Annotated in this window: 23 protein-coding genes; all 23 read right to left on the bottom strand. The window is 51.6% G+C overall.

Going from position 1 to position 22,074, the window contains the following annotated elements; translation table 11 throughout:
• Positions 1–494 precede the first annotated feature (494 nt).
• Positions 495–1,151 (bottom strand): hypothetical protein, encoded by a 657-nt coding sequence (locus ORJ01_RS10790; protein WP_306178048.1) that lies wholly within the window; start codon positions 1,149–1,151, stop codon positions 495–497.
• Complete coding sequence (locus ORJ01_RS10785; protein ID WP_306178047.1) at positions 1,138–1,566, bottom strand: hypothetical protein; 429 nt, start codon at positions 1,564–1,566, stop codon at positions 1,138–1,140. Before ORJ01_RS10785 ends, ORJ01_RS10790 begins: the two co-directional genes overlap by 14 nt.
• Positions 1,567–1,633: 67 nt before the next feature.
• Entirely contained in the window at positions 1,634–2,008 is a 375-nt protein-coding gene (locus ORJ01_RS10780; protein ID WP_306178046.1) for a hypothetical protein, read from the bottom strand.
• 79 nt (positions 2,009–2,087) lie between these two features.
• Positions 2,088–2,315, bottom strand: a complete 228-nt coding sequence (locus ORJ01_RS10775; protein WP_306178045.1) for a hypothetical protein — start codon at positions 2,313–2,315, stop codon at positions 2,088–2,090.
• 21 nt (positions 2,316–2,336) lie between these two features.
• Positions 2,337–4,139, bottom strand: a complete 1,803-nt coding sequence (locus ORJ01_RS10770; protein ID WP_306178044.1) for a hypothetical protein — start codon at positions 4,137–4,139, stop codon at positions 2,337–2,339.
• A complete protein-coding gene (locus ORJ01_RS10765; RefSeq protein WP_306178043.1) occupies positions 4,136–4,432 on the bottom strand; it encodes a hypothetical protein in 297 nt (98 codons plus the stop codon). Before ORJ01_RS10765 ends, ORJ01_RS10770 begins: the two co-directional genes overlap by 4 nt.
• Positions 4,416–5,417, bottom strand: a complete 1,002-nt coding sequence (locus ORJ01_RS10760; RefSeq protein WP_306178042.1) for a hypothetical protein — start codon at positions 5,415–5,417, stop codon at positions 4,416–4,418. Before ORJ01_RS10760 ends, ORJ01_RS10765 begins: the two co-directional genes overlap by 17 nt.
• A 12-nt stretch (positions 5,418–5,429) precedes the next feature.
• Positions 5,430–7,874 carry a hypothetical protein gene (locus ORJ01_RS10755; protein ID WP_306178041.1) on the bottom strand — a complete coding sequence of 815 codons (2,445 nt, stop codon included), beginning with the start codon at positions 7,872–7,874 and terminating at the stop codon, positions 5,430–5,432.
• A gap of 10 nt (positions 7,875–7,884) precedes the next feature.
• Complete coding sequence (locus tag ORJ01_RS10750) at positions 7,885–8,256, bottom strand: hypothetical protein (RefSeq protein ID WP_306178040.1); 372 nt, start codon at positions 8,254–8,256, stop codon at positions 7,885–7,887.
• Complete coding sequence (locus tag ORJ01_RS10745) at positions 8,253–11,789, bottom strand: tape measure protein (RefSeq protein WP_306178039.1); 3,537 nt, start codon at positions 11,787–11,789, stop codon at positions 8,253–8,255. Before ORJ01_RS10745 ends, ORJ01_RS10750 begins: the two co-directional genes overlap by 4 nt.
• A 73-nt stretch (positions 11,790–11,862) precedes the next feature.
• Positions 11,863–12,279 (bottom strand): DUF4124 domain-containing protein, encoded by a 417-nt coding sequence (locus tag ORJ01_RS10740; RefSeq protein ID WP_306178038.1) that lies wholly within the window; start codon positions 12,277–12,279, stop codon positions 11,863–11,865.
• Positions 12,280–12,384: 105 nt separating this feature from the next.
• Complete coding sequence (locus tag ORJ01_RS10735; RefSeq protein ID WP_306178037.1) at positions 12,385–13,119, bottom strand: hypothetical protein; 735 nt, start codon at positions 13,117–13,119, stop codon at positions 12,385–12,387.
• 5 nt (positions 13,120–13,124) lie between these two features.
• Entirely contained in the window at positions 13,125–13,571 is a 447-nt protein-coding gene (locus tag ORJ01_RS10730; RefSeq protein ID WP_306178036.1) for a hypothetical protein, read from the bottom strand.
• Complete coding sequence (locus ORJ01_RS10725; protein ID WP_306178035.1) at positions 13,568–14,116, bottom strand: hypothetical protein; 549 nt, start codon at positions 14,114–14,116, stop codon at positions 13,568–13,570. Before ORJ01_RS10725 ends, ORJ01_RS10730 begins: the two co-directional genes overlap by 4 nt.
• Positions 14,113–14,448: a hypothetical protein gene (locus tag ORJ01_RS10720; protein WP_306178034.1), complete on the bottom strand. Its 336-nt coding sequence runs from the start codon at positions 14,446–14,448 to the stop codon at positions 14,113–14,115. The genes ORJ01_RS10725 and ORJ01_RS10720 overlap by 4 nt, the downstream gene beginning before the upstream one ends.
• A 9-nt stretch (positions 14,449–14,457) precedes the next feature.
• Positions 14,458–15,465, bottom strand: a complete 1,008-nt coding sequence (locus ORJ01_RS10715) for a major capsid protein (protein ID WP_306178033.1) — start codon at positions 15,463–15,465, stop codon at positions 14,458–14,460.
• 78 nt (positions 15,466–15,543) lie between these two features.
• Entirely contained in the window at positions 15,544–15,903 is a 360-nt protein-coding gene (locus ORJ01_RS10710) for a head decoration protein (protein WP_306178032.1), read from the bottom strand.
• A 71-nt stretch (positions 15,904–15,974) separates the two neighbouring features.
• Positions 15,975–17,348: a S49 family peptidase gene (locus ORJ01_RS10705; RefSeq protein WP_306178031.1), complete on the bottom strand. Its 1,374-nt coding sequence runs from the start codon at positions 17,346–17,348 to the stop codon at positions 15,975–15,977.
• Positions 17,341–18,795, bottom strand: coding sequence for a phage portal protein (locus ORJ01_RS10700; protein WP_306178030.1), 1,455 nt, complete (start codon positions 18,793–18,795; stop codon positions 17,341–17,343). The genes ORJ01_RS10705 and ORJ01_RS10700 overlap by 8 nt, the downstream gene beginning before the upstream one ends.
• Positions 18,795–18,998, bottom strand: coding sequence for a phage head-tail joining protein (locus ORJ01_RS10695; protein WP_306178029.1), 204 nt, complete (start codon positions 18,996–18,998; stop codon positions 18,795–18,797). Before ORJ01_RS10695 ends, ORJ01_RS10700 begins: the two co-directional genes overlap by 1 nt.
• A complete protein-coding gene (locus ORJ01_RS10690; RefSeq protein WP_306178028.1) occupies positions 18,999–21,101 on the bottom strand; it encodes a phage terminase large subunit family protein in 2,103 nt (700 codons plus the stop codon).
• Positions 21,091–21,618: a DUF1441 family protein gene (locus tag ORJ01_RS10685; protein ID WP_306178027.1), complete on the bottom strand. Its 528-nt coding sequence runs from the start codon at positions 21,616–21,618 to the stop codon at positions 21,091–21,093. Before ORJ01_RS10685 ends, ORJ01_RS10690 begins: the two co-directional genes overlap by 11 nt.
• A 131-nt stretch (positions 21,619–21,749) precedes the next feature.
• Positions 21,750–22,064: an HP1 family phage holin gene (locus ORJ01_RS10680; protein ID WP_306178026.1), complete on the bottom strand. Its 315-nt coding sequence runs from the start codon at positions 22,062–22,064 to the stop codon at positions 21,750–21,752.
• Positions 22,065–22,074: the final 10 nt, after the last annotated feature.

The raw sequence follows: 22,074 nt of genomic DNA, 5'->3' as shown, positions 1-22,074 counted from the left end.
AGTTACTTTTGATATAGATGCAGAGCCGGTATTCCTTAATGTGCCTGTAGCTAAGTTGTTTGCATCAATAACTAACCTTGTTGCTATGCCGTTTGACACATCAACCATGTTGCCACCAGTTGTTACTAATTTTTTGTAGTAACAATCTCTTACAGTATGGCCAGCGCGAATGAAGCGCAAGCAGTAGCTATTTACACTGCAATAATGCGCGATATGCTCGATGGTTATATTTGGATTTGTGTTAGTAAAGTACAGCGGGCCATCAAAAAATGCTAAAGCAAGATGGTTATTACCAGTATATTTAATGTCACTTGTTATCAGCAGTCCGTTGCCAAAAGCTCCAGTTTGTATAAGTGCCGTTGAGCTGCCTAAATTGCCTTTGCAGTTTGCAGTCTCAAAGCTGCCTGTCGAACCCATCGCAGCGATGAACGCTGGCAAAGTGTCAAAGTTACGTTCACCAACCGCCCAACCTAAACCAACCTTGCTTATAGCCATTAGATTACTCCATAAGCATCATCAATCGCGTAATCAGTAAAATCTAGGTAATGCGTTGGCAGTTTGAATTCATAAGCGCCTGCATCAGATAGCCTGATATTCCCCAAAACGGTTAAGCGATTGGTTCGCGGGTTTACGCCCCAAAGTCTTGCGCTGTGATCTTCAACAAAATTATTAAGAGTAAACGCTAAATAGCCACCCACTTTGCTAACCGTTGCTGTTGGGCAGGCATTTTCTGCCGTTAACACATCGTATAAGGTAGTGCCAGCCAGCGGATAGGTAACGGTGTTGGCGTAATACAGTGCCGTTTGTTTTAGCATTGTGAGTGCTGCGGCATGTTCTTTTAAGTCAGTTTCTATCATGCGATCAAGTGAGCGGATCTGCCCTTGGCCTGTCTGACTATCGAGTTTAAAGTTAAACGGGTGATTACCCAGCAGCCCTACCCATACGGCTAGGCAATCACTATGAGCTGGGTGATCTGGTTCGTTTTCTGCAATTCGCTTTACTATTGGCAGCAATTTAAAAGCCGATAACCAGCCGTTAAAGGTGGTTGCTTCTATCATGTTGCCTACTGTTACTGTGTGCAGCCTTGCCGCATCGCGCTTTGCTAATAGCGTTAACTCGGGTACGGTGGGTAAGAATTCATTTAACTGCATGTTTCACCTTTAGTATGTCTTTGGGCACTAGCGTTGCGAGCAGTGCAGTATCAAAGTGGCCTAGCACTGAGCCGATAAGTTCGGCGCATTGGTACGCGCACAGATCATCCCAGCCCGTGCCAAGGGCCACGCCCCAAAATGCGTCGTTGTCGTAGCGTTTGCCTATTTGCAAATTCAGCAAGGCGTAAGCGAGTTCGGTGTTTTGGCACATAACGTGCCTCACCATAGTTTCGCGGTAGCGTTTTTCAAAGTCGCGGCGTTCGGTTATTACTACGCCCTGCCCGCCTACGGCTTCGATGATGCGGCCGTCTGGCATGATGGCCCCTACGTGCGACCAACGGCAGAACGTGCGAATTTGTATGGCTAAGCTGATTGGCTTGTAACTGCGCCCGAAAATTACTGGTAATGTTTGCATAGCGGCCTCGATGAAAATTAGGCACAAAAAAACCGGCTATTGCCGGGCGCTGTTTGGTGCTGCTTTGTTAAACGTTGGTGCGGGTTAGCATTGTTGTTTCGGCTTGTACTACAAAGCGGCGCGTAGTGATGTTGCTGCCACTGAATGTGCCAGTATTGTTCGGCACGATATAGCCAAGGTAAGTTGAGCCAGCCCACAAGCCAACGAAGAACACGTCTTGATCAATAGTTAGGTTTAGATCAAACGTAACATCGGCGCTTAATTCTGATTCGGCTATTTCACCATTCAAAACTGGGGCGGCAAAGGTACAGGCTTTACGGGCATAAGGTGCATCAGACAATTCGCCAGCAGCAGGGCTTGCACCTGTGCCTGGGTTTGTGCTGTGCAATGACATTTGAGTTGCAGCATTTAAAGTGGCCGCGTGGCCAGCTAAGTTAAACATAGTGCGATCCTTTTTTTGGCAATAAAAAAGCCCCTATGAAGGGGCTTGTGGTTTGGGCGCGTTGCTGGTGAGCGTGGCGTTAAATGTCGATATTAAAAAACGGCAAACTGGCGGCTTGGCCGATAACGCGGCCGCCCTCTATATAGGCGCGGCTGCTTACGGCTACCGATTGCCCCAGCACGGTAACAAAGGCACCTGATAGCAGTTGCACACTGCTTGTGCCGTCGGCGTTGTGGCTGGTTACGGTGCCGATGGTGCGCGGCTGGGCTTGGGTTAGGCCGCGCAGCCGCTGATACTGGTTACTCATGGCGATTACTCATGTGGTTAATCATGGCAGTTGCTCGTAGCTGCGTAACAGGTTTATGGTTTGGCGTACTGTCATGCCGCCGTCGTTGTTGCGGCTGGCATTAATGCTGATGCTGTCGACCAACCCTTTGTAGATGTCGGTTTGCCAGGTTACACCCAGTAACATGCCCGGCAAGCAGGGCGGTAGCTCGGCCATGATGGGCAGCGTAATGCTGTATTGCTCTTTGGCGCCACAATCGGCCAGTATGGCGGTACCACGTTGGCGGGCGGCTTGCTGATCGGTAATGATGGCGTCGACTACATCGGGCGCGATGATATCGCCAGCGCTGCCGGTGCGGCGAACTTTGCACTCTACGCCTTGCTGCTCGCCCCGCACAAACACGGCGTTGTAAAACGGTGATGATGCCGGGCTGCAGCTGTAGTTTAAGATTACACCGTCGTGGATCGCAATGTCGGGCACTTCTAGTGTCATGGCCCACGGCACTACTGGCCACTGCGGTTTTATGTGCAAGGTGTTGGTGGCACCGTCGGGGTAAATCATGCCGCCCATGCCTGCTACTATTTGCGCTATGGCTTCCATTGGTGTTTTGTTTTGATAGCTAAACACGTTGGCGGGCACGGTGTAGTCGGTCATGTCAAAATCTACTAGCCAATCGGTGCCGGCCAGTTCGTCGCTGATCAGTGCCGCAACCGTTTTGGCGGTGGCGTTGCTGTAGCTGCTGGCGGCCACGTTGGGGCTGGCAAGTTCGGCTATGCTGCTGCGGGCGCTAATGCCCCAGCTGCTTTGGCCAAATGAATGGCTCATGCTGCCCTCTTCGGCGATGCCGTAAAATTCGTAACCGTTGATCAGCAGTTTAAATTTTTGTGGCCCGCCGCTTAACAGGCGATCGCGGTCGATGCGGCTGCCGCAAGCCAGGTTAATGGTGGCTGCCCAGTTGCTGCGGCTGAGCGACCAGGTGGCGCTGATAATGTTTATTTCTAAGTTATCGCTTAGGCGATAGCAGCGAAGCTCTGGCCGCATAATGTAACTCCTGCGCCGCGGTGGCCGTATGGGTTTTGTGGTGTCGACGGTGGGTAAGTCGGGGGCGTTGGGTATTAGGCCGCCGCCGGTGTCTAGCACACACACGATTGGGTTGTTGGCATTACTAAAGCGTAGCGTTAGGCTACCGCTGGCTGGCTGTGCAGGATCCACAAAGCGCAGCGTAATTTTTCCGCTTGGCGGTACGTAGTTTTGCGTGCAAATGTAGCTGGGCGGCCGTGGCCCATACGGTAACCGGTAATAGCGGGTTACTTCGCCATCGGTGCGCCAGAGCAGATCAAAGCGCTGGGCGGTGATGCCTGGGTAAACATACGCTGTTTGTAGCTGCTGTTGTTGCAGTGCGGCCACACCCCAGTTGGCGGTGTGTTGTTGCTGTTTTAGCGTTGCTATGCGCCAACCGTTGGCGGTGCTTTGTTGCTGCAGTGGCAGTTGCTGCCACGCTAGGCTAAGTTGCTGCGTGCGTTGCGGCACTATTTGCCAGCTGCTACTTGCGCGGGTAATCATTACCGGCGTTTTTTGCCAGCGGTGCTGATGGCTGGCAATAAGTGGTTCGGCTGCGCTGTAGCGTATGGCTACGGCGGCGGTGATGTCGTTAGCCACGCCCCAGTTTGCGCGCTGCACCTGTTGTTGCATTGCGGGGCGGTAATATCGCGCAGCAATGGCCAGTGTGAGGTTTGGCGCAAAGCTCGGTGGCGGCGGTGGCGGTGGTTCGCCCTCAAAGCGCAGCACTAATGGGCTAACGGTGCCGCTGTTTAGGTATTCAAAACGCAGCTGCACTTGGCTCATGGGTTTAGTGTTACCGTTCTGGCGTCAACCAGCTGGGCTTGTACTTTGTCGTTGCCCACCATGTTGTAGCCGTTTGCGGTTTCGTCAAAGATGATCACCGCTAAATTGTTGCTGTTGGTGTATTCAAACGGCACGATGATCTTGGCTGGGTTGGTGGCTGGGGTTAAGCCGTTCCACAGCAAGCTAAGGCTTTTGCGATCAATGACTGCATAGCGCTCAGATAGTGGGTCGAAGTCGAGTTCGATCATTCCTGCAAAGTATGTTGATTTATCTATTTTAAAGGAAAGGATCATTCCACACCTCCATGTTAATTAAAACACAGGGCGCACCCCACCACGTTCTTAAAAGCCAGTAATCTTCATTGCCTAAATTTATTATTGTGGGAAATTCTCTGTCGTTTCGGTACGGATTTAATGCAATAAAAAAACCCGGGAATTGCCCTCTGTAGTATGGTGAGGCGGTGTCATTCAATTGCGTTTGACTAGGTGATATACCTGTGCCAGTTAAACCGTTTTCGCATATACTTATTGGGGTTAAAATTTGTGGTAAGCCACTTTCTTGTGTAACTGTAAAAGTTTCACCGTAAGCGTAAGAATGTAAAGCTATAGTGTAATCTTTAGTATTTTCCGTATTATCAGCAGATTGAACTCTAAGCGACTTGTTGTTGACGCCTATCCTATTCCATAAGGCATTTATTGCATTTAATGACTGCCCAGAGCTAGATGAACTTGATGCACTTTGCGGGTTGCACTCTGCAATAAATCTACCCGCATCGTTAGGTACTCTTGAGAAAAAATCACCCACAAACATCGATGGCAAGGGTGAGTTTGTTGCACCATCCATTTGGAAGTTATCATAAGATATCAAGAAATAAAAAGCACAGGCAGTGCCAATTAATACCCATTTTGTTCTTCGCAAATTTTCGATGCCGTTTATTACCTGAAACGCTTTAGTAAAGCCTTGACCAATGGCCGTATCGATATCGCTCATGCTTTTAGCATGACTTAAGCGCATTAGGTTATAATCTGCATTGTTGCCTGTGTTGCTATATAAAATTGCATAACCACCACTACCGCCCGCTGCTGTATTATTTCTAAAGCAGGCTCTTTGGGTTGCGCTGTCATAAAATGGTCGGGTCCAGCCCAATGGGCTTTTGGTGCCGTAACCCTCAACTAAGCATTTTTGCCAAATGTCGATTATGTCACTCGCTCGGCCATTGCCGATTTGCGGCGCGCCCGGATCATCCCAGCGGTAAACTGTTACTGGATAAGAAGCCATGTTGTTACTCCATTAATCTGCGTTGCCGCGGAAGTGTAAACGAATACTGTCTTGTTCTATTTGGCTGTGGCCAGCGCCCACTGAGCGCAGCAGCACTAGCGGTTTGGCGGCGGCTTCGGTGTTAAAGCGCACGCACTCGCCTGCGTTCCAGCCCCCGCCCCAGCCTTGGTTGCGAATAATAAAATACGGCTGTTGGGTGTTGGGGTTAATGGGGGCAAAGTCGTTTAGCGTGTCGCCGGTAGCAATTTGCCCTACGCCCTCGCCAATACACCGAAACGCGGTGGCACTGGTAAACACTATTACCCAGCGCTCGTTTATGGCGCTTTGGTTTTCTACTTCAATGGGGTAGTTCAGCTCGTTGTAGTTGCCATTGGCTGGGCTGCCATTGATGATATCGCTCCACACGTTGTTCCATGTGGTCATGTCATACAGTACGCTGGCGGCGGCTTGCATATTGCCTAATACTTGCACACTGCTCACTATGCTGCCGGTTGGGTAGCTGTTTTGCAGGGGCGCGGTTAGCACTAGGCTGTTGCTATTTACCTGTGACACTAACGCCAGTTCGGTAATTGTGTCGGTAATTTCAAACGGGGCGCTGAAAGCGGTGCTATCAATTATCGTTAATTCACCGCTGGTTTTGTCGTAGCTGTAGTGCGCATCAAGCGGATGCCATAAACTTGCGCCGGTGCTGTCTACGATATCAATAAACGCATTGGGCCGTTTTTGCAGTACCGTGCCGTTGGGTAAATCGGCGGTTTGGTAGTCGTTGTTGGCAATAGACACCACGCCAAACACATTAAACATAGGCACGCTGCCGCCATTGCTAATGCGTAATTGGTTAATGCCGTACAAACTGGCTGGCGGTGTTAATTGCGTGATCTCGTTCACGCTGTAGGTAATGCTGCCTGCGGTAACCGGGTTATTAAAGGCCAAGTTTACCACGCCGTTAATAATGGTACCCGATACCCCCACGCCGCTGATCACCCCTTGCGCATCGGCGCTGGCACTGATTAGCCCACCAGCTGTTAGCTCGGCGGTGATGTAAAGCGAATCAGCCTGTATGCTGTCGTACTCTAAAGCAAATTCAGCGGTGCTTACGCTTTCTGCAGTGGCTTGGGTATTACTTAATACGGCTGAATAAGTCGCGTTAGAATAGCCATTAAAATACGTGATAACGCCAGTAAATATGTCTACTTCTGCCACTAATTCGCGGCCTGAGTTGCCGGTAACAAATAGCTGATTTTCAGCCATACCATCAACGGTATAAAAAGAACGCAACAAGCTGTTGCTAGTAAAGGTGACTGTGCCCACCATAGTGCTCACTATAAGTGCGCGGTTTGCTGGCCAAGCGGCGCTGCTTTGATAAAGTTCATAACGATCTGAACTGTAGTAATACACAAATAGTGTGGTGTTGGCTAAGGGTTCAGACGGTAAAGTAAATGACATTACGCCAGCTTGATACTGTGATGCCTCAACACTAAATGAACTTTGGCTGCCACTGGTATTGGTGTAGTTAATGGACGCGATACGTGATGCGCTAAACAAAACAATTAAATCGGTAATTTCTAAGTTATACACCCTGCCCACGGCGCTAAACTCTGCCACTTTAAGTTCTAATCCCGCTGCGGTCATAAAAGGGCGGTTATTGGTTTGTTCAACTACCGCTGTTAACTTTGGTAGTAATTGGCCTTGCGTTTTTGCCACCGTAAGCAAGCTGGTTTGGTTTGCGTTCGCGGTTAAGCGGGTAACGCCGTGGTATTTCACCCCTGCTGTGACGTTGGTTTTTCTGAGTTTTGTTAATTTTGATTGGTTGTTAATTGTTACGTTTGGGCCTGGTGTGTCAAATGGTAACGGCGGATCAATAACTATGTCGCCTTGGCTTGTACTTCCCCAGCTGGCTCTGGTTGCCGTGCCGCCTACCACTTTGGCGTAATGGGTAAAGCGCGGGTAATCTGCGCTTTCTGTACCAGTGTATTCCACTGAAATAGTAATAACTTGGCCCAAGGTTAACAGCACGTTGCGGGGTTCGCCGGCGCTAACGATATCTAATAAATCAGCACTGCTGATCGTGTTTTGCCCTGCTAGCATGCCGGTTAAGCCGCTGCGCAGTAATTGGCCTGCTGTTACGCCCGATTCAATGCTTTCAATAATACCGGTGCGCACAATGGCATCATTGATCGCGGGCGCTTCCACCATAATTACATCAACCAATGGATCCGTAGGCGGTTCGTTGATCAGTATGTGTCCGTCTTGCAGCAACTGGGTGTTGGCAGTGCTTACTGCCGGGTAAACCTTAACAATGTCTACCGCGCTTTGGGCTTGGTCTATGGCACTGATGTTACCAAACACTTCGTTCAGTTGGCCGTTTAGCACTTCGTTGGCGGTGCGCTGGCCGCCGGCGTTGGCGTTTTGCGTCATGCGCTGGCTTTTAAAAATCTTTAAGTCGGTGCGTAGCATCGGGCGCCCTTTATAATTTAATGAATTTCAGTTGCACATTTACCAACCAGCTGTTGGCGTTGGGGTACGTTTCGCGGTTTAGTGGCTCGGCGGCCAGCGGTTGGTTGCTGTAATCCCACATGGCGCTGTGGCTGCTGCCGTCGGGCAGCGTTATGGTAAAGCTGTCTAGCCCTTGGCGAATGTGCGCTAAGAGTTCATCCACTTTGCTTTTGCGGATCCAGTGATCGCCGCTGTTTAGCGTAATCGGTTCGCCCGCTTGCATGGTGGCCAGTTCCACCAATAACGCGCCATTGCTGGCAAATTGGCTGTTGCTGCGGTGCGCTGGCCAGTAGCCATCGGTGCGCACAAAGTCGTCATCGAGCACGATGCCGTCGATCATCATAACGAGGTACTCCGGGCGCGTTCTATTTGCGCTAATAATTGATCTGCTGCGCTAATGCTCATGTCTGCGTTGTAGCTTTGGCCTTGTAGCTCTAACACCAGGCGCACCGTACGGGTGCTGCTGGCCGTGGTGGTTGGCAAAACGGTGTTGCTGGTGGGCGTGGTTTGCCGCACTAGCGGGGTTACGTTATTGGCTGCGCTGCTTGGGCTGCTGGTGTTGGTGGTTTTGCTGTTGGCTTTGAGCTCTTCGGCATACTGCGCTTGTTTAGTTTTGTAGATTTGATCGGCCAGTTTTAGCGCTTCTTTGGCGGCGGCAATGGAGGCAGCATCGCCAGAGGCTTGGGCAGCGGCCAGTTTGGCGCGCAGTTCAGCGGTTTGCTGCTCGTATGCGCGTTTTTCGATGGCGGCTTGGTTGTCGTTTAGGCGGTCGAGCTCGTCTTGTAAACTGCTTACGGTGCCCTCTAGTTCATCACGGAACGACAACAAGCGGTTTTCGGCGTCGGTGATGGCTTGGCGCAGTACCGCCATGTCGTTATCACCAAGCGATGTAAAGCCACGATCCACCGCTTTGGTAACTTGGGCCAGCTCTGCCATGCTAAGCGAGGCACTGCCCAGCTGCTGTATGTAGCCGCGCATGGCCATGGTTTCGCGAATGATCAGCTTTTCACGTTCAAACGCTTCGTTGCTGGCCTGCGCCAGTTCGCGCCACCAAATGTTGGTTACACGGTTGTTTTGTACAATAAAGCCGTTTAGCTCGTTTAGCCGTTTGTTTAAATCTTCGGTGGTTTGGTCGGTTAGGTTAAACTCGGTTTTAAGGGCTTGCTGGGCATTCGCCAGTAGGCTGATGTAACGGGTAGCGGTGCCAGAGCTTTCTGCTAAATCGTCTAATCGCTGCTGTTGCTCAGCTAAAGATAAATTGGCGCTGTCTGTATCTTCTTTAACTTTTTGCTCACCATCGCCCAAACCTGCCAGCATGCGCTGAATAATGCCCACCACTTCGGCATAGCGTTCACGCTGGGCAATGTATTCTTGGGCGCTGATGCCATCGGCTTTGTATAGCTCGTCCAGCGCTTGCATTTGCTGGGTGTATTCGGCCAGTTTGGCTTGCAGCTTGGTATAGGTGGCAGCTTCAACTTCTTTGATTTCGTTTAAGCGGCGGGTTTGCTCGGTTAAGCTGGCTTCGGCATCAGCCAGTTGCTGAGCGGCTAAGGCTTTTTCTTCACTGCTGGCGGTGGTGCTGTCGAGCGTTTTACGGTAATCATCGATAGCAGATTTGGTTTTTGCCAGCTCTGCCGATGCACCCGACATGGCTTTGCTTTGCTCTGTGGCGGCCACTTGGCTTTTGCTGTTGGCGCCGGTGAGTTTATCCAGGCTGTCGGTTAAGCCTAAATTGGCAGCCGTAGCTTTAATGCTGTCGGATATCGATTCGCCAGTGGCTTGGGCGGCTTTGTTGGCGGCGTCGGCATATTTTAAAAAGGCTGCGCGTTGCTGCTCGATAGGCTCTTGGCCTGATGCGATCACCTCATAGGCTTTGCGTGATGCTTCGGCGGCCTCTTCTAAACTTTTGGTGGATTGTAAGCCAAGGCTTTTATAGGCTTCTTCGATGGCGGTAATGCTATCGGTAAGCGCATAGCCATGCCCTAACAAATAATCTGTGTTGCGGCCGATCTCTTCGGTATTGCGCCGCCAAATGCCGGTGGATTGCTCACGTACTATTTGCCCCGCTTCTTCGGCGGCAATCACTTCTTTTAAACTGGTGTAGTTGCTGTTGAGCTGATCATTAATGGCGGCCAGCTCTTCATTTACCATGGAATTGGTAATGCTGGCCTCGCCCCGGCTTTCGTTTAACGCGCGTTCGGCTTCGCGTAAATCTAGCCAGGCCTTGGCTAAGCGGCCAATTTCGTACACGCCATAGGCAATACCGGCAAAAATACCGCCTTTTGCCAGCAAGCCACCCACACCGCTTAGGCCTTTCATCCAATCGCTTACAGCACCAATGCCGCCACGTATCGCGCCAATTAAGGGGCCAAAGCTGCTGGCCAGTTTACCATTAGCGATCTCTACGCCTTTTTTGGTGGTAACCAAGACAGTCAGGTTGCGGATCGCGTCTAACGTGCCTTTGGATAAGTCGGCTAAAAAGCTGCCCACTTTTAGCGTGGCCCACACGGCACCCACTGCGGTAATGGCACCGCGCCATTCGTAAATGGTGGTAACTAAGCTTTTAACGGCTTCGGCAGTAGCAACAATGCCGTCGCTGATGTTTTTGGCCAGCTCTTGTAACTCGCCACTGGCGGCCATTTCGGCCATGGTTTTGTTCAGGCTGTCGAGTTGGTTTTTCAGCCAGTCGAGTGCGCCAGAGGTGGCCACCAAATTAAAGAACTGGTCGAAGTTGTCTCTGGCGTTTGATACTAAGCCGCTAAGGGTGCTCATGCCTTTGGCGGCTGAGCCCTCGGCGCTACGGCCGATTTCATCAATTAACTGCTTGATGGTGTCGCGGCCCAGTTCGCCTGCACTACTAAGCCGTTGCAGTTCGGCGGTATTTTTACCTGTAACGTTTTCGAGCAGTTGCCACACGGGCACGCCGCGTTCGATAAGTTGCAGTATTTCTTCGCCTTGCAGCTTTTGTTTTGCCCAGGCTTGGCCAAGTGCTAACGATATGCCCTGCACCCGTTCATAGCCGCCACCAAGCTTTTCAGACTGATCGATGATGGCCTGCATTGCGCCATCCATCGGATCAAGCCCAAAGTTTTTCAGGCGAACAAAGGTTTCGGTTACTTGGTCGAGTTGCAGCGGGGTGTTTTTGGCGAAGTCTTTGATCCATGCGCTGGCTTGTTCGCCTGCTTGTATGGATCCCATGATGCCGGTTAGCTGAATGTCCAGCTTTTCAAACTTATCGCCAGTGGTAAAGATGGCGGTTAAGGCGCTGCGTAGCTGGTTAATACCCACATAGGCGGCAGCGAATGCGGCTAAACGGGTGGTTAATCCGCGCAGGCCCTCACCGAATTTGCCGGTGCTTTTTTCGGTGGTGTCCATGTCGCTGCGCAGTTCGCGCAGCTTGGTGCGTTTTTCGTTTAACGCGTTAGCCGATTCTTTTACTTCGCGCTGCAGCCGATCTTGTTCGCTGGCGAGGTTGGCGGTGTTAACGCCCGATTGCTGCAGTTCTGTTTTGCTACGGCTAAGTTGTGATTGCAGCTTGTTGTATTCGGTTTGCAGTTGGCTGGCTGAGCGCGTGGCCAGTTTAAGGGCTTCGCTTTGCTCTTTGGTTGGGCGGTCGCTGGCGTCCATTTCACGGGCTAGGCGCGTGACTTCTTCACGGGCACCCGCTAACGCCAGTTCGGCCTGCTTGGCAAATAACTCTAAGCCTTGGGCTTTGGCCACCTGAGCTTGCGCTTGCTCTAGCTTGCGCATTTCCTCAGAAGTGGTTTTGCTTTCTGCCTGCAGTTTTTTTAGTTCATCACTGGCGGCGCTGGCGGTAGGGCTGAATAAGTCCTTACCGCGCAGTACCAGATCAATAAACTTTTGTTTAACTGACATATAAACCCTTAAATTGCAGGCATAAAAAAACCCGCCGAAGCGGGTTTGTGAATTTGGTTAGTACGTTTGCTGACTAGCGTTTTTTTGGTGCGTTTATTTTGTGCTGAATTTCACTTAAACCGGATCCGTTGTGGTTTAAGTAGCAACTGAACGGTTTAGCACCTGAATAGGCACCGTAAGAGTTTTTAGCGTTGATCTCTAAAATCAACACACGCCTGGCGCCGCTGTAATCATTTACCCATGTGGTTCGGGCACCCTCTACCTTTAAAGAGTCGCGATCTTTCCAGTTTTCGTTTTGCCTTAAATAATTTAGGCATAACGTTTCAACGTTGGTATCAGCCGCTTTAGGTTGTTGCGCGGGTGCTTGCACTAATTGCTCTACTGCATTTGCTGGGCAAGGTTGCTGGCTATACACAACTAGGCCATTAAGATCGCATTTATAAAATGTTGAGCTGGCCGTGAGTAGCAGTAAGGCATTTATTGTTAGCATGTCGTTTCCCTTAACATCAATAATGTACCTTAAATATAGCCAATTATTAATGCGCGGTAAACGTGAAAAAGCCCGGCAGTTTTACGTGCCGGGAACGGCCCAGGGTTAGCTGGCGGCGGTGATGCGGAAAAACTTACTGGTACCAGCCGGTTTGTTTTCGTCTGATAACAGTTCGCCGGTTACCGTGGCGGTGGCGAACTCGGTGGTGATTGCGCTAATACCGGTTGGGCTTGGTTTCCAGCGCCAACAATCGATAACGTGGCGTTTGCCGTTGATGTCGTTTAGGCCATCAATAACAACATCGCCTTCTTCGCCAAATGTGAGCAACGCTTGCAGCAGGTAACCCGCTGGCACTTTGTACGTTACTTTTATTTCGTCTAGCGCTTCGATTTCGCTGCCTGTTGGTACGATGATACCGGCTGACGTTACCGTGTAGTTTGGCGTGCCGTTAACGCTGTGCAATGCTGGCACGGCGGCGTCTAGCGCGTCTTTTACGGTTACCGCTTGGGCAGTGTCGATCATGTGATCTACCCGCAGTAGGCGATCAAGCTCGCTTACCGTAATGGCTTCGTCTGTTACGTCTTGGCCAGTTAGCGTGGTTACTGAGGCGTTATTTAATAACGCTAAGTTTGCTGCGTTTAAGCTGGTAATGCCCAGTGCCAAGTTTACTGCGCTGATGCGCTCGTATACGTCGGCATTACCGCCACCGCCGCGGTAATTTGGAAGAGTTTGTTTGTCTACATCGTATGTGATATCAGCTGCGGAGCAGTTGCCGATATCGCGGCCTTTGTAATAAATAACGCCGGAGCCGATAAACGACACCTGTATTGGTTGTGACATGGTTGTTACTCCATAGTTTGGCTATAGCTGATGGTTAAAATAATGGATAGTGCCGCATAGGGTTGCCCCGCCGACGGCTCAATAAAGCGCGTTTCGGCGCCTTCGGTGGGTTGGCCGTTTAACAGGCCGTGCCAATTGTTATGGCGATCATCCAGTTGCTGGCTAAAAAGCGCACTGCGGCAGCTGGTTAGATGGTTTAGTAAACGGGTGGGCAGGGTTTCGGGCTCGCCACCGTCGTTTTCAACAATTTGAATGTGCAATTGCATATCGTCTTTAACGGCTTTGCCTGAGTAGCTGCCGTTGGTAACGATGGGCGCTACGGTGATCAGCGGCCATTGCTCAACACTGCGCAGGTAGCTGCTGGCCCAGCCGCTTTTAACGGTGGCGGTTGGGAACGCGGCCACCAGTTTGGCGTTTACGGCTTGCTGAATTTGCTGGGCTTTGTCGCTCATAGGGTTAGCCTGCTGATAAAGTCGTCAAACAGATCGTCGTTGCTGGGTTCGAGTTCGTCGCGGTACCAGTTAAACGCCTGGTGCACTGACATGCCGTATAAAATGCGGTAGTCGTTGCGGTTTTTGCTGTTACGAATGGCCACGCCTAAGTTGCCGCCGTCATTGTCGCCACGTTTTAAGCGGATTAAAAACGCTTGTTCGATGGTTTTAGTGGGGTTGGTTCGCACTACGTTTACGCTAACGCCTGCGGTGCGCTGCGGTACGGTTTTGCCTGCTTTGTATTGCTGGGTGGCACCGAACCGCGACAGCATGGTGCCGCGCATACGGGCACTGATGATCGATTCTAGGTTTTTCGGGTTGGCGCGGGTGCGCACTGTCATGTTTTGCGCTACGTAGCTGCGATCTAAGTTGTAGCGGCCACTGATGGCGTTAATGGCATCTTGCCGCAACCGGGCGGCGGCAGCATTGAGGGTGTCGGCTAAGGCGCGTTCGCTGTCGGCTGACAGGTCTTGCAGAAATAGCGCGGCATCGTCGATGCTGTTCATATCACGTACCAGTTAATAAAATGGTCATTGTTAATACCAGCGCGGCTGAATTTGCTTAAATCAGCTGGCTGGTCTAGGCGGTAAAACTTGCCAGCATATTTAACAAACAAACCTGAACGAATGATCGGTTGCAAATCGCGATCCATTTTTAAAAGCTTTAGATCGACGCTTACCCCCTCTAAATCGTTTGGTTCTTTAGTTCGCTCTTGAAATACGCCAACAAAGTTTCGAAGCTTGGTCACGCGATCAGCGGCGAACAGTTCCATTTGCTCGCCAAACTGGTTAAGCACCGCCCCTTTTACCAGGGCGGCGGCTGCGCTAAAGCGCGACATGGGCTAACCTTACGCCGGTAACTTGAAACGGCGAATGGCAGCTGGGCGTGTGCAGAAGTAAAACGGGTTACTTTGTGCTTCACCACGAATGCCTTTGCCCAAGTCGGCCAGCTCGGTTTTGGCGTAGAATGGTAAGCCCAGTGTGCCCACAGTTTCTACGTAATCGGCTGGGGCGTTGTGGCCCATGAATAAACCCGGTGACATGGGGATTAAGTACGCCATATCGGGTTCGATAAAGGGCACTTCTTCGCCATCTTCGTTGTTTACAGCAGCGTCATACGCAAACACGGTGACATTATGGAAGTTTAAGCCATCTGTCATGTCGTCTACTAAGTCGTTGCTGTTGCCGTTTTTGTTGGCCAGCGCTTTGGTTACGTCGTCTGCTTGGCTGAATGCGTCGAAGAACTCAGGGCCACACATTAATAACCAACGCTGCACCATGCCTTGGCCAAGTTTTTTGCGAGCAGCGGTTTTACCTGCTGTTAATAACGCTTTGGCGTTTTTGCTGGCGGGGTTGTACTCAACCGCTGTGTTGGTGATGCCAAAGGCGGCATCTAGGTCGACCAGCAGATCGCCGTTACCGTCTAACACCTTGCCTGTTACAGCACCTGCGCGCATTAATTCGCGGGTAGCGACTAAGCGGTTACGGGCATGCAATAAGTGCTTGTTAACCACGGTTTGCACCGCTTCTACTTCGCTTTGCGTACCAAAGGCGCGAGTATTGGTGATCTCGTCGGCTTTAATGTTAATCGGTACGGGTAAGTGAACGGTGCTTAACGTGATTTTATTGCGGTTGGCTTTGCGCTGGCCTTGCACTGATTCGCCACGTTCGCCTGGCATAACCAGCGTTAATACTTCGCCGTCGTATTCCAGTTGAAACGTGGTGGTGTTAATGCCTGATTCGGCAAACAGGCCTAAGCTGGCCAGCAGTGTTGGCGCAGATTGCGCTTCGTTAATGCCGGCTGTCAGGCTTGATACCTGAAAGTGTGGGTCGGCCATAAACTGTTGTAAGTTCATACTGTGTTTCCTTAATTAGCGGATTTTTGCAATAAAAAAACCCGCTAGAGCGGGTTGTTCAGTTGGTAGGGTTAAACGTTAGCCGCGAACGACAATATGATTTTTGGCTAGCTCAGCCACTGCACCGAGCACTTGGCCCGCAGTTGCGGTAGCAGGCCAGATTAAACCGTTCATGTTGACTTCGGTTAAACGTGAGCTGTAAACGCCTTTTACGTCTGCTGCTGTGGCATCAACGTAAGCGTAGGTAATGCCTTTAGCCAGTTCTGCGCCGCTGTTTGCGGCAAAGTCGAGCTTAACGGCTTTAGACGCTACAATGCCAAATGCTTCACCTGGTAAAAACTTACCGCCAGTGAATAAGATGGTATCGCGGCTGATTGAACCGACTTCTGATTTGATGTACTGCCCGGCGCGGGGCAGTTCTGTTGTAACTTGTGACATAATGTTGTCCTCTTCGCCCCTGCGGGCATGTTAGTAACGCCCCAATGGGCAGGTTTAAAAAAGTGAGTTGCTTATAGCCGTGCTGGATCAGCGTAGGCGGTTTTGGCATTCGGTTGTTTTACTGCGGCTTCGGTAACCACTTGCTTGCTGCTGTTGACTTCGCGATCTTCACCGTGTGCGGTGGCAGCAGTTAACGCGACTTGCAGCATGGCCGCTGGATCGTCGAGCTTGGCGGCTACGTCTGCAAACATGTGGCTTAGATTGGCGGCGGCTAAGGTATCTCGCACGCCGCTTAGCGCCGTTAAGCGGGCTTTTACACCTTCTTCGGTTAGCTTGGCTTTTACTAAGCGGCCAATTTGATCGCTCATGTTGGCCTGTTCGCACAGCTCAATTACCATATCGGCACTGGCAGTTGCGGCAATTGCGGCAACTTCTGGCGTGGTAACGGCTGATTCTTGCGTGGCCGCTTCGGAAGTGGCCGCAGGGTTTGGTGCAGTGGCTGCCGGGGCAGCGCTTTGGGTTGCAGCTGCTGCTGCTGGTTGAGCTACTGACATGGTGGTTGTTCCTGTAGTTAGGGTGCGAGTGAATGTTTTGCAATGTTCGGCGAGCATGGCAACGCCATCGGCGCTGTGAACTAACTCGTCGGCTAATCCAATATCTACCGCTTTTTGCCCCTCGTAGGTGGCTGCTTCGGTGTCGAGAATGCTTTGCAGTGGCATGCCTGTGTAGCCTGCCACTTTGTTGGCAAATTTATTGCGGGTGTCGTTTAAGTCTGCTTGCCAACGGTCGGCAACGTCTTTGGGTAAGTTTTGGTAGGGGTTGCCATCGACTTTGCGATCACCTGCGTGTAATAGGGTGATTTCTAAGCCGGCGTCTTTTAAATATTGTTCGTAACTGGTGTGCGCGACTACTACGCCAATGCTGCCAACAATGCCGGTTTGGGTTACTAAGCGACGGCTGGCGGCAGAGGCCAGTAACTGGCCAGCGCTGCAGTTCATGTCGTTGGCAATGGCCCACACGGGTTTAATTTTGCTGGCACGGTGAATAAGGTCGGCACAATCAAAGGCACCCATAACGCTGCCGCCCGGGGTGTGCATATCTAAATAAATGCCTTTTACGTCTGGATCGCTAATGGCTTGCTCGATGGCATAGCTGATCACGTTGTAACCCATCATCCAGCTGTACCAGCCTTGTTTGTGGGCTAGTGCGCCACGAACACTAAGCTCGGCCACGCCATTGCTAATTTCGTAAAAGCGATAAGCGCCCGTTACTGGGTGATAACGGCTGCTGTCGGCAACCTGTTTGGCTTTTTCGTGCAGTTGGGGTTCGTTGTCGCCACTGATAATTCGTTGACGCAGATCGGCAATAAAGCTTTTGGCGTGGCTGATCTCCATCAGCAGCGGCTGATTAATCATGCTGGCCGCTAGTAATTGCAATTTACTCATCGTTGTTATCCTTTTGCCGTTGCTGCTGGCTGCGGTCGCCGCGATTATTGCGGGCCACTTTGTTGCGTTCTTGAATGTCGGTGAGGTCGTCGCCGCTTTCTGCTACCACGTCCTCATGTGCCACTAAGTCGGCATCGATGGCGTTGATCTTCGCTTCAACGTCGATATTCGGGTTAATGTATGGCCAGCCATGCGGGCACCAGGTGTGTTGGTGGTATTCGTTCATTTTGGTGGCGTAGCCTGGCATATTAATGCGGCCAGCTAACACGGCGCGGTTAAGCCAGTGCCAACGCATCCATCGCATAACTTGCGGGATCATTAAATGCCACTGGTCCATTTGAATGCGGCGGCGAAATTCGTTTAACACGGCGCGCACTAGGCGATCGTTAACCTTTTCCCAGTCGCCGGTTAAGAGTTCATAAGGCATATCCATGCCAGCGGCCTGCATTAGTGATTGCCAGCGCATAAAGTCGCCATAGCCTTGGCCGGTGTCGTCGCCTTTGAATAAGTCGATTCGTTCACCGGGTAAAAGCTCTAGCATGGTGCCTGCTTCTACTTGGCCTGCTTTCATTACGCTGTTGTCGTCTAATGGCTCGCCGGTGATCGGGTCAAACAAATAATCTTCTTCGGATATGTTTTCGCGATAGATGGCACCGGTATAGGGTGCTCGGGTTTGTTTGCGTACCAGTTCGGCATCGTCGTAACTGTCAAACGTTTGTGCTTTTACTAAACTGGCGGCACTGTCGGGTTCACCACGAATTTGCCCAGGGTGTAACGGGTTAAAGTGGTGGGCCACTTCGCTGGCCGGAACGCGCACAAGATTAGCCAGTGATGCCTGATAGTTGTACATTTCGCCTGGGTGTTCGCGGTACATGTGGTAGGCCACACGCTGGCCGCTGCGGTTAAACTCGATACCCGCTATGATGCGGTTGCCATTGCCCAGTGTGTCGTTGTATTCCAGTGGCACAAAATCGGCTTCGAGCACTTGAAACTGGATCGGAACTAACAGGTTACTGTTAGCACTGCGGTAACGGGCACGAATAAAGCATTCGCCGGATAAGCGGCGGGCACGGCTGATTTGTGCCTGCATACCGTACACATCAAGATTGCCCTCTGGGTCAAACTGAAAGCAGCTTTCATCCCATAGCTTGTTTATGGCTTTGCGTAATTCCTGATCGGCACATTTAGCGCGGGGCGTAATGCCTATGCCGATTTCGTTGGTTACTTTCTTTTCAATGCCGCTGCGCAGTAATGGCATGTTGCGATGGCCTGCGCGGCTGCGATTACGTAATGTGCTTAGGGCGTAATTGAGCAAGGTGTTAATGCCGGTGCCTGGTGCGTAAACGCCACCCATGCGGCGGCCATAACTGGCCCCTTGATAGGCGCTATTGCCCATCATAAGTGGCTGGCCATTTAACCCGACAATTACAGATTTACGATAGCTCATTACAGCCCCTTGTTAACGCGCATCACATAGCCCATGCGCCGTGGCTTTGGGGCTGGGTTTAATTGCTGCTCTATGTTGCGGATCACGCGCTCCATTTCTTCCAGTGAGCGGTAGCTGAGCTCGTCACCACTAGACAAACGGATCTTGGTTAATCCGCTGGCGTAGGCTTTTTTTAATTCTTGCAGCTGCTGATCGCTGTACATTTATGACCTAAACCTTACCCTGCGCTGTCGCGGTGCTGCAGCGGCCAGTTTGGCTGCTGGGGCACGGTTTTGCGCGTCGGGATGATAGACGTTTGTGTTTGTTTCCCACTGCTGCGCCCAGCGCGGCGGGGATAACCAGAATTTGGGTTTGTGTGTTTGTAGCTGATACTGCGCGGCCTCGTTATAGCAGAGCAGATCCCATGCTTCGTTTGGCCGCTTTTTGTTGGCGCGCTCCCAGTTGCCCTGATTGTCGCGGCCTTCGGCTGTCAGTTCTTCATAAAACCAATTGCCCAGCCAGTCAGGGAAATGGATATAACCCGCCCCAGCGCTTTCGCGCTCTAGCTTGTTGCTTACATTGTCTTTTAATTTGTTTGTGGCCAGTATGTGCAGCGGCACATCGCCCTTAGCGTTGGCTTTGCGATCGGCCCGTTTGGTGTTGTCGGGGTAACTGATCTTAACCATTTCAGGCTGCGCTTTGCTGCCGCCTTTCACCAGCATCAGTTTGTGGTGGCGGCCTTCGGTGCGCAGTTTGCGGTAATAGCCATAGGCGTTATCTGATACGCCATCTTCACCACCGTGATCGCACACCATTAGATGTACGTGCATTTCACGGCCGCTGTTATCATCTAGCGGATAACCGCGATCCAGTATTAGTTTACTGAGCTGCTGCCAGTCCTCGGGGTAACCTGCTGGGTCGATTTGATGATAACGCTCGTTGGGTTCGGTGGCGTTTTCATCTTTTACCCTGGCAGATAGCCGCACGTTGTAACGGTCAATTAGCCAGCGTTCGTGTTCGCTGTTTCCATGCACTTGTACGACAAAACGGCGGTCTTTACCGGCTTGCACATCGACACAAGCCACCAAAAACAACACTCCATTTGGCACATGGCGCTTGGTGCTGACTTCGGCGCGTTCGGCTAGTCTGTCGGCGTTGCGTTTGCGATCTGATTTTTGGTAGCTGTACGCTCGGCCTTGGTCAGTGTTGACTGTGGCTTTTAGCTTTTCTTGGCTGCCTGTGGTTTCAAAATCTCGCACCGCTGACAGGTAGTTGTAAACTAACTGCTCCCAGCTTTGAAAACTGGCCGCGGGGCCTTGCATCCAGTAGCTGACAAAATCGGTGTCGATGGGCGTGCCGGTGATAATGCCAGCGGCCGATATGCTGCAGCGTTCGGGTACCCAGCGGCTTTGCATCATCATGCTGTGTTTCGATAGCTGTGTTATTTCGCTATCGCCGCAATGTGGGCACACGCATGTTACCGTTCGGCTAGCTTTGCGAATGTCGGGTTCGCTGGTATCCCAGCGCAGTTGTGACCAGTTAGCCGGGAAAAATTCACCGCAACTGGGGCATGGCCAATACAGCACACGCCGATCACCTAAGTTATACAATGCGCCGATGCCCATCGTAGGCGGGAACGCATGCGGTTCACCTGGGCTGGGTAGCCAGTCAGGATCCAGCACTTCGTAACCGGGGCTGCTTTCAGCCAGTGCCATGCCGCGGCTGCGGTATGACTGGGTGCGCTTAAGTGCTAAGTCGAAGCCGCTGCCCTCGCCCTCTACATCGAGCATGGTGGCGGTGCGGTCGTAATCGGTGATGGCAACGCGCCGCCATTCACTGCTGGCAAATATTGATTTGGCTGGCCAAGCTATCTTGAGATAGTTGCCCGCCCGAAATACTTTGTCGTGTAGGTTGTTATCATGGCCGCGAGGGCTAAGCAGCGGTTGTAAGCCTGGGGAGTTTTCGAGCATGGGCCCGATCCGCTTCTTGCTAAACTCTGCTGCTTTTTCTTTGGTGATTTGCACAACCAGCATGTCGCTGGGGTCGCATTTCACATCGTAGCCAATAAAGCCGTCGATCAGCGCTTGGCTTTTGCCGGTTCGTGCTGGGCCAACGAATATTAGGCCGCGATGCTTGCGACTGCTGAGCATATCCAGCGGTTCGCGCATATACGGCGTAGTTTCGATATCCCACGGGCCCCAGTTGCCAGAGGGCAACTTAACACGCACATGCTCTTGCACTGCTTCGGTAACTGACATGCGAATTGGCGGTTTTAATAAACTCGCTATGTCGCGTTTTATGCGCTGAGCATCGCCGCTATTCATCATCGTCGCTGTCGTCCGGCTCGATATCAGCCCCGCCACGAATGGCGTTTAAATACATTTCTTCGCGTAGGCCATCAATGATGCGCTGCACTCGTTCAAGCGCGTCACCGGATAAACCCACTTTCGATTCGAGTTCATCAATAAGGCTGTCGAGCGGGTTCACCACAGCTTTCACCAGGTCGGCATAGCCACGAGCAACTTCTGCAGCGGGTACTAATTCTTTTAATTCGGTTTCGAGCTTGAGCCGTTCGCGTTCTGACTGGTACCAGTCTTTGCGATCTTTGGGCAGCATGTTCGCGGGGTCGAGTTCGTCACCCGGTACCGCTGTTCGCGTTTCGCCAAACAGTGCTGGGCCAATGTCACGCAATAAATACGTGGGGTGGCCTTTGCGCAGGCCCGCTGGCTCGGCGCGTGAATCTTTTATTCGCGCAGAAACGGTGCGTCGGTCTAAGCCAAACGCCTCGGCTATTCTACTAATTGACCAGGCGTAGGCATCATCAATACTGTGTAATGTACCCATGCCATGGCGATCATCTTGTTAGTTGGTTTGATGCTAGCAAATGCGCAGGTCGCGCAACCCGCTAACCCGTATGGATATTGAGGATCCTTAATGCTGTGGTGGATCACATTAAAACGCCGAAAAAAATTGTTTTACCGCGCTTCTTCGCCCCCTCGGTGCGGGTCTGAATCGTCAGGGTCCCCTGCCAACTGGTTGACAAGTTTGCCAGAGGTGGCGAGCTCGCTTTGTTTAAGTAGCTCCATCTTCAACAGGTGCTGCTGGCGTCGCCACTCGTGCTGCTCCAACTCCAACCGATGCCGGCGGCGATGAAAGAACCACGAGATAAAGAATGTAAGCAGCGTGAATACAATACCAATGAGCAGTGCTATGTCATTAAGTGATAGCATGCCACCGAGTGCTGTTGTGCCACTTACTCCGTAGCTAATGCCTGTTACTGTTCTGTCCATTGTCGGGCTC

It is taken from the genome of Alishewanella sp. SMS8 (genome assembly GCF_030737935.1).
In the GTDB taxonomy this organism is placed as follows: domain Bacteria; phylum Pseudomonadota; class Gammaproteobacteria; order Enterobacterales; family Alteromonadaceae; genus Alishewanella; species Alishewanella maricola.
This window is presented reverse-complemented; position numbering and strand designations above follow the sequence as displayed.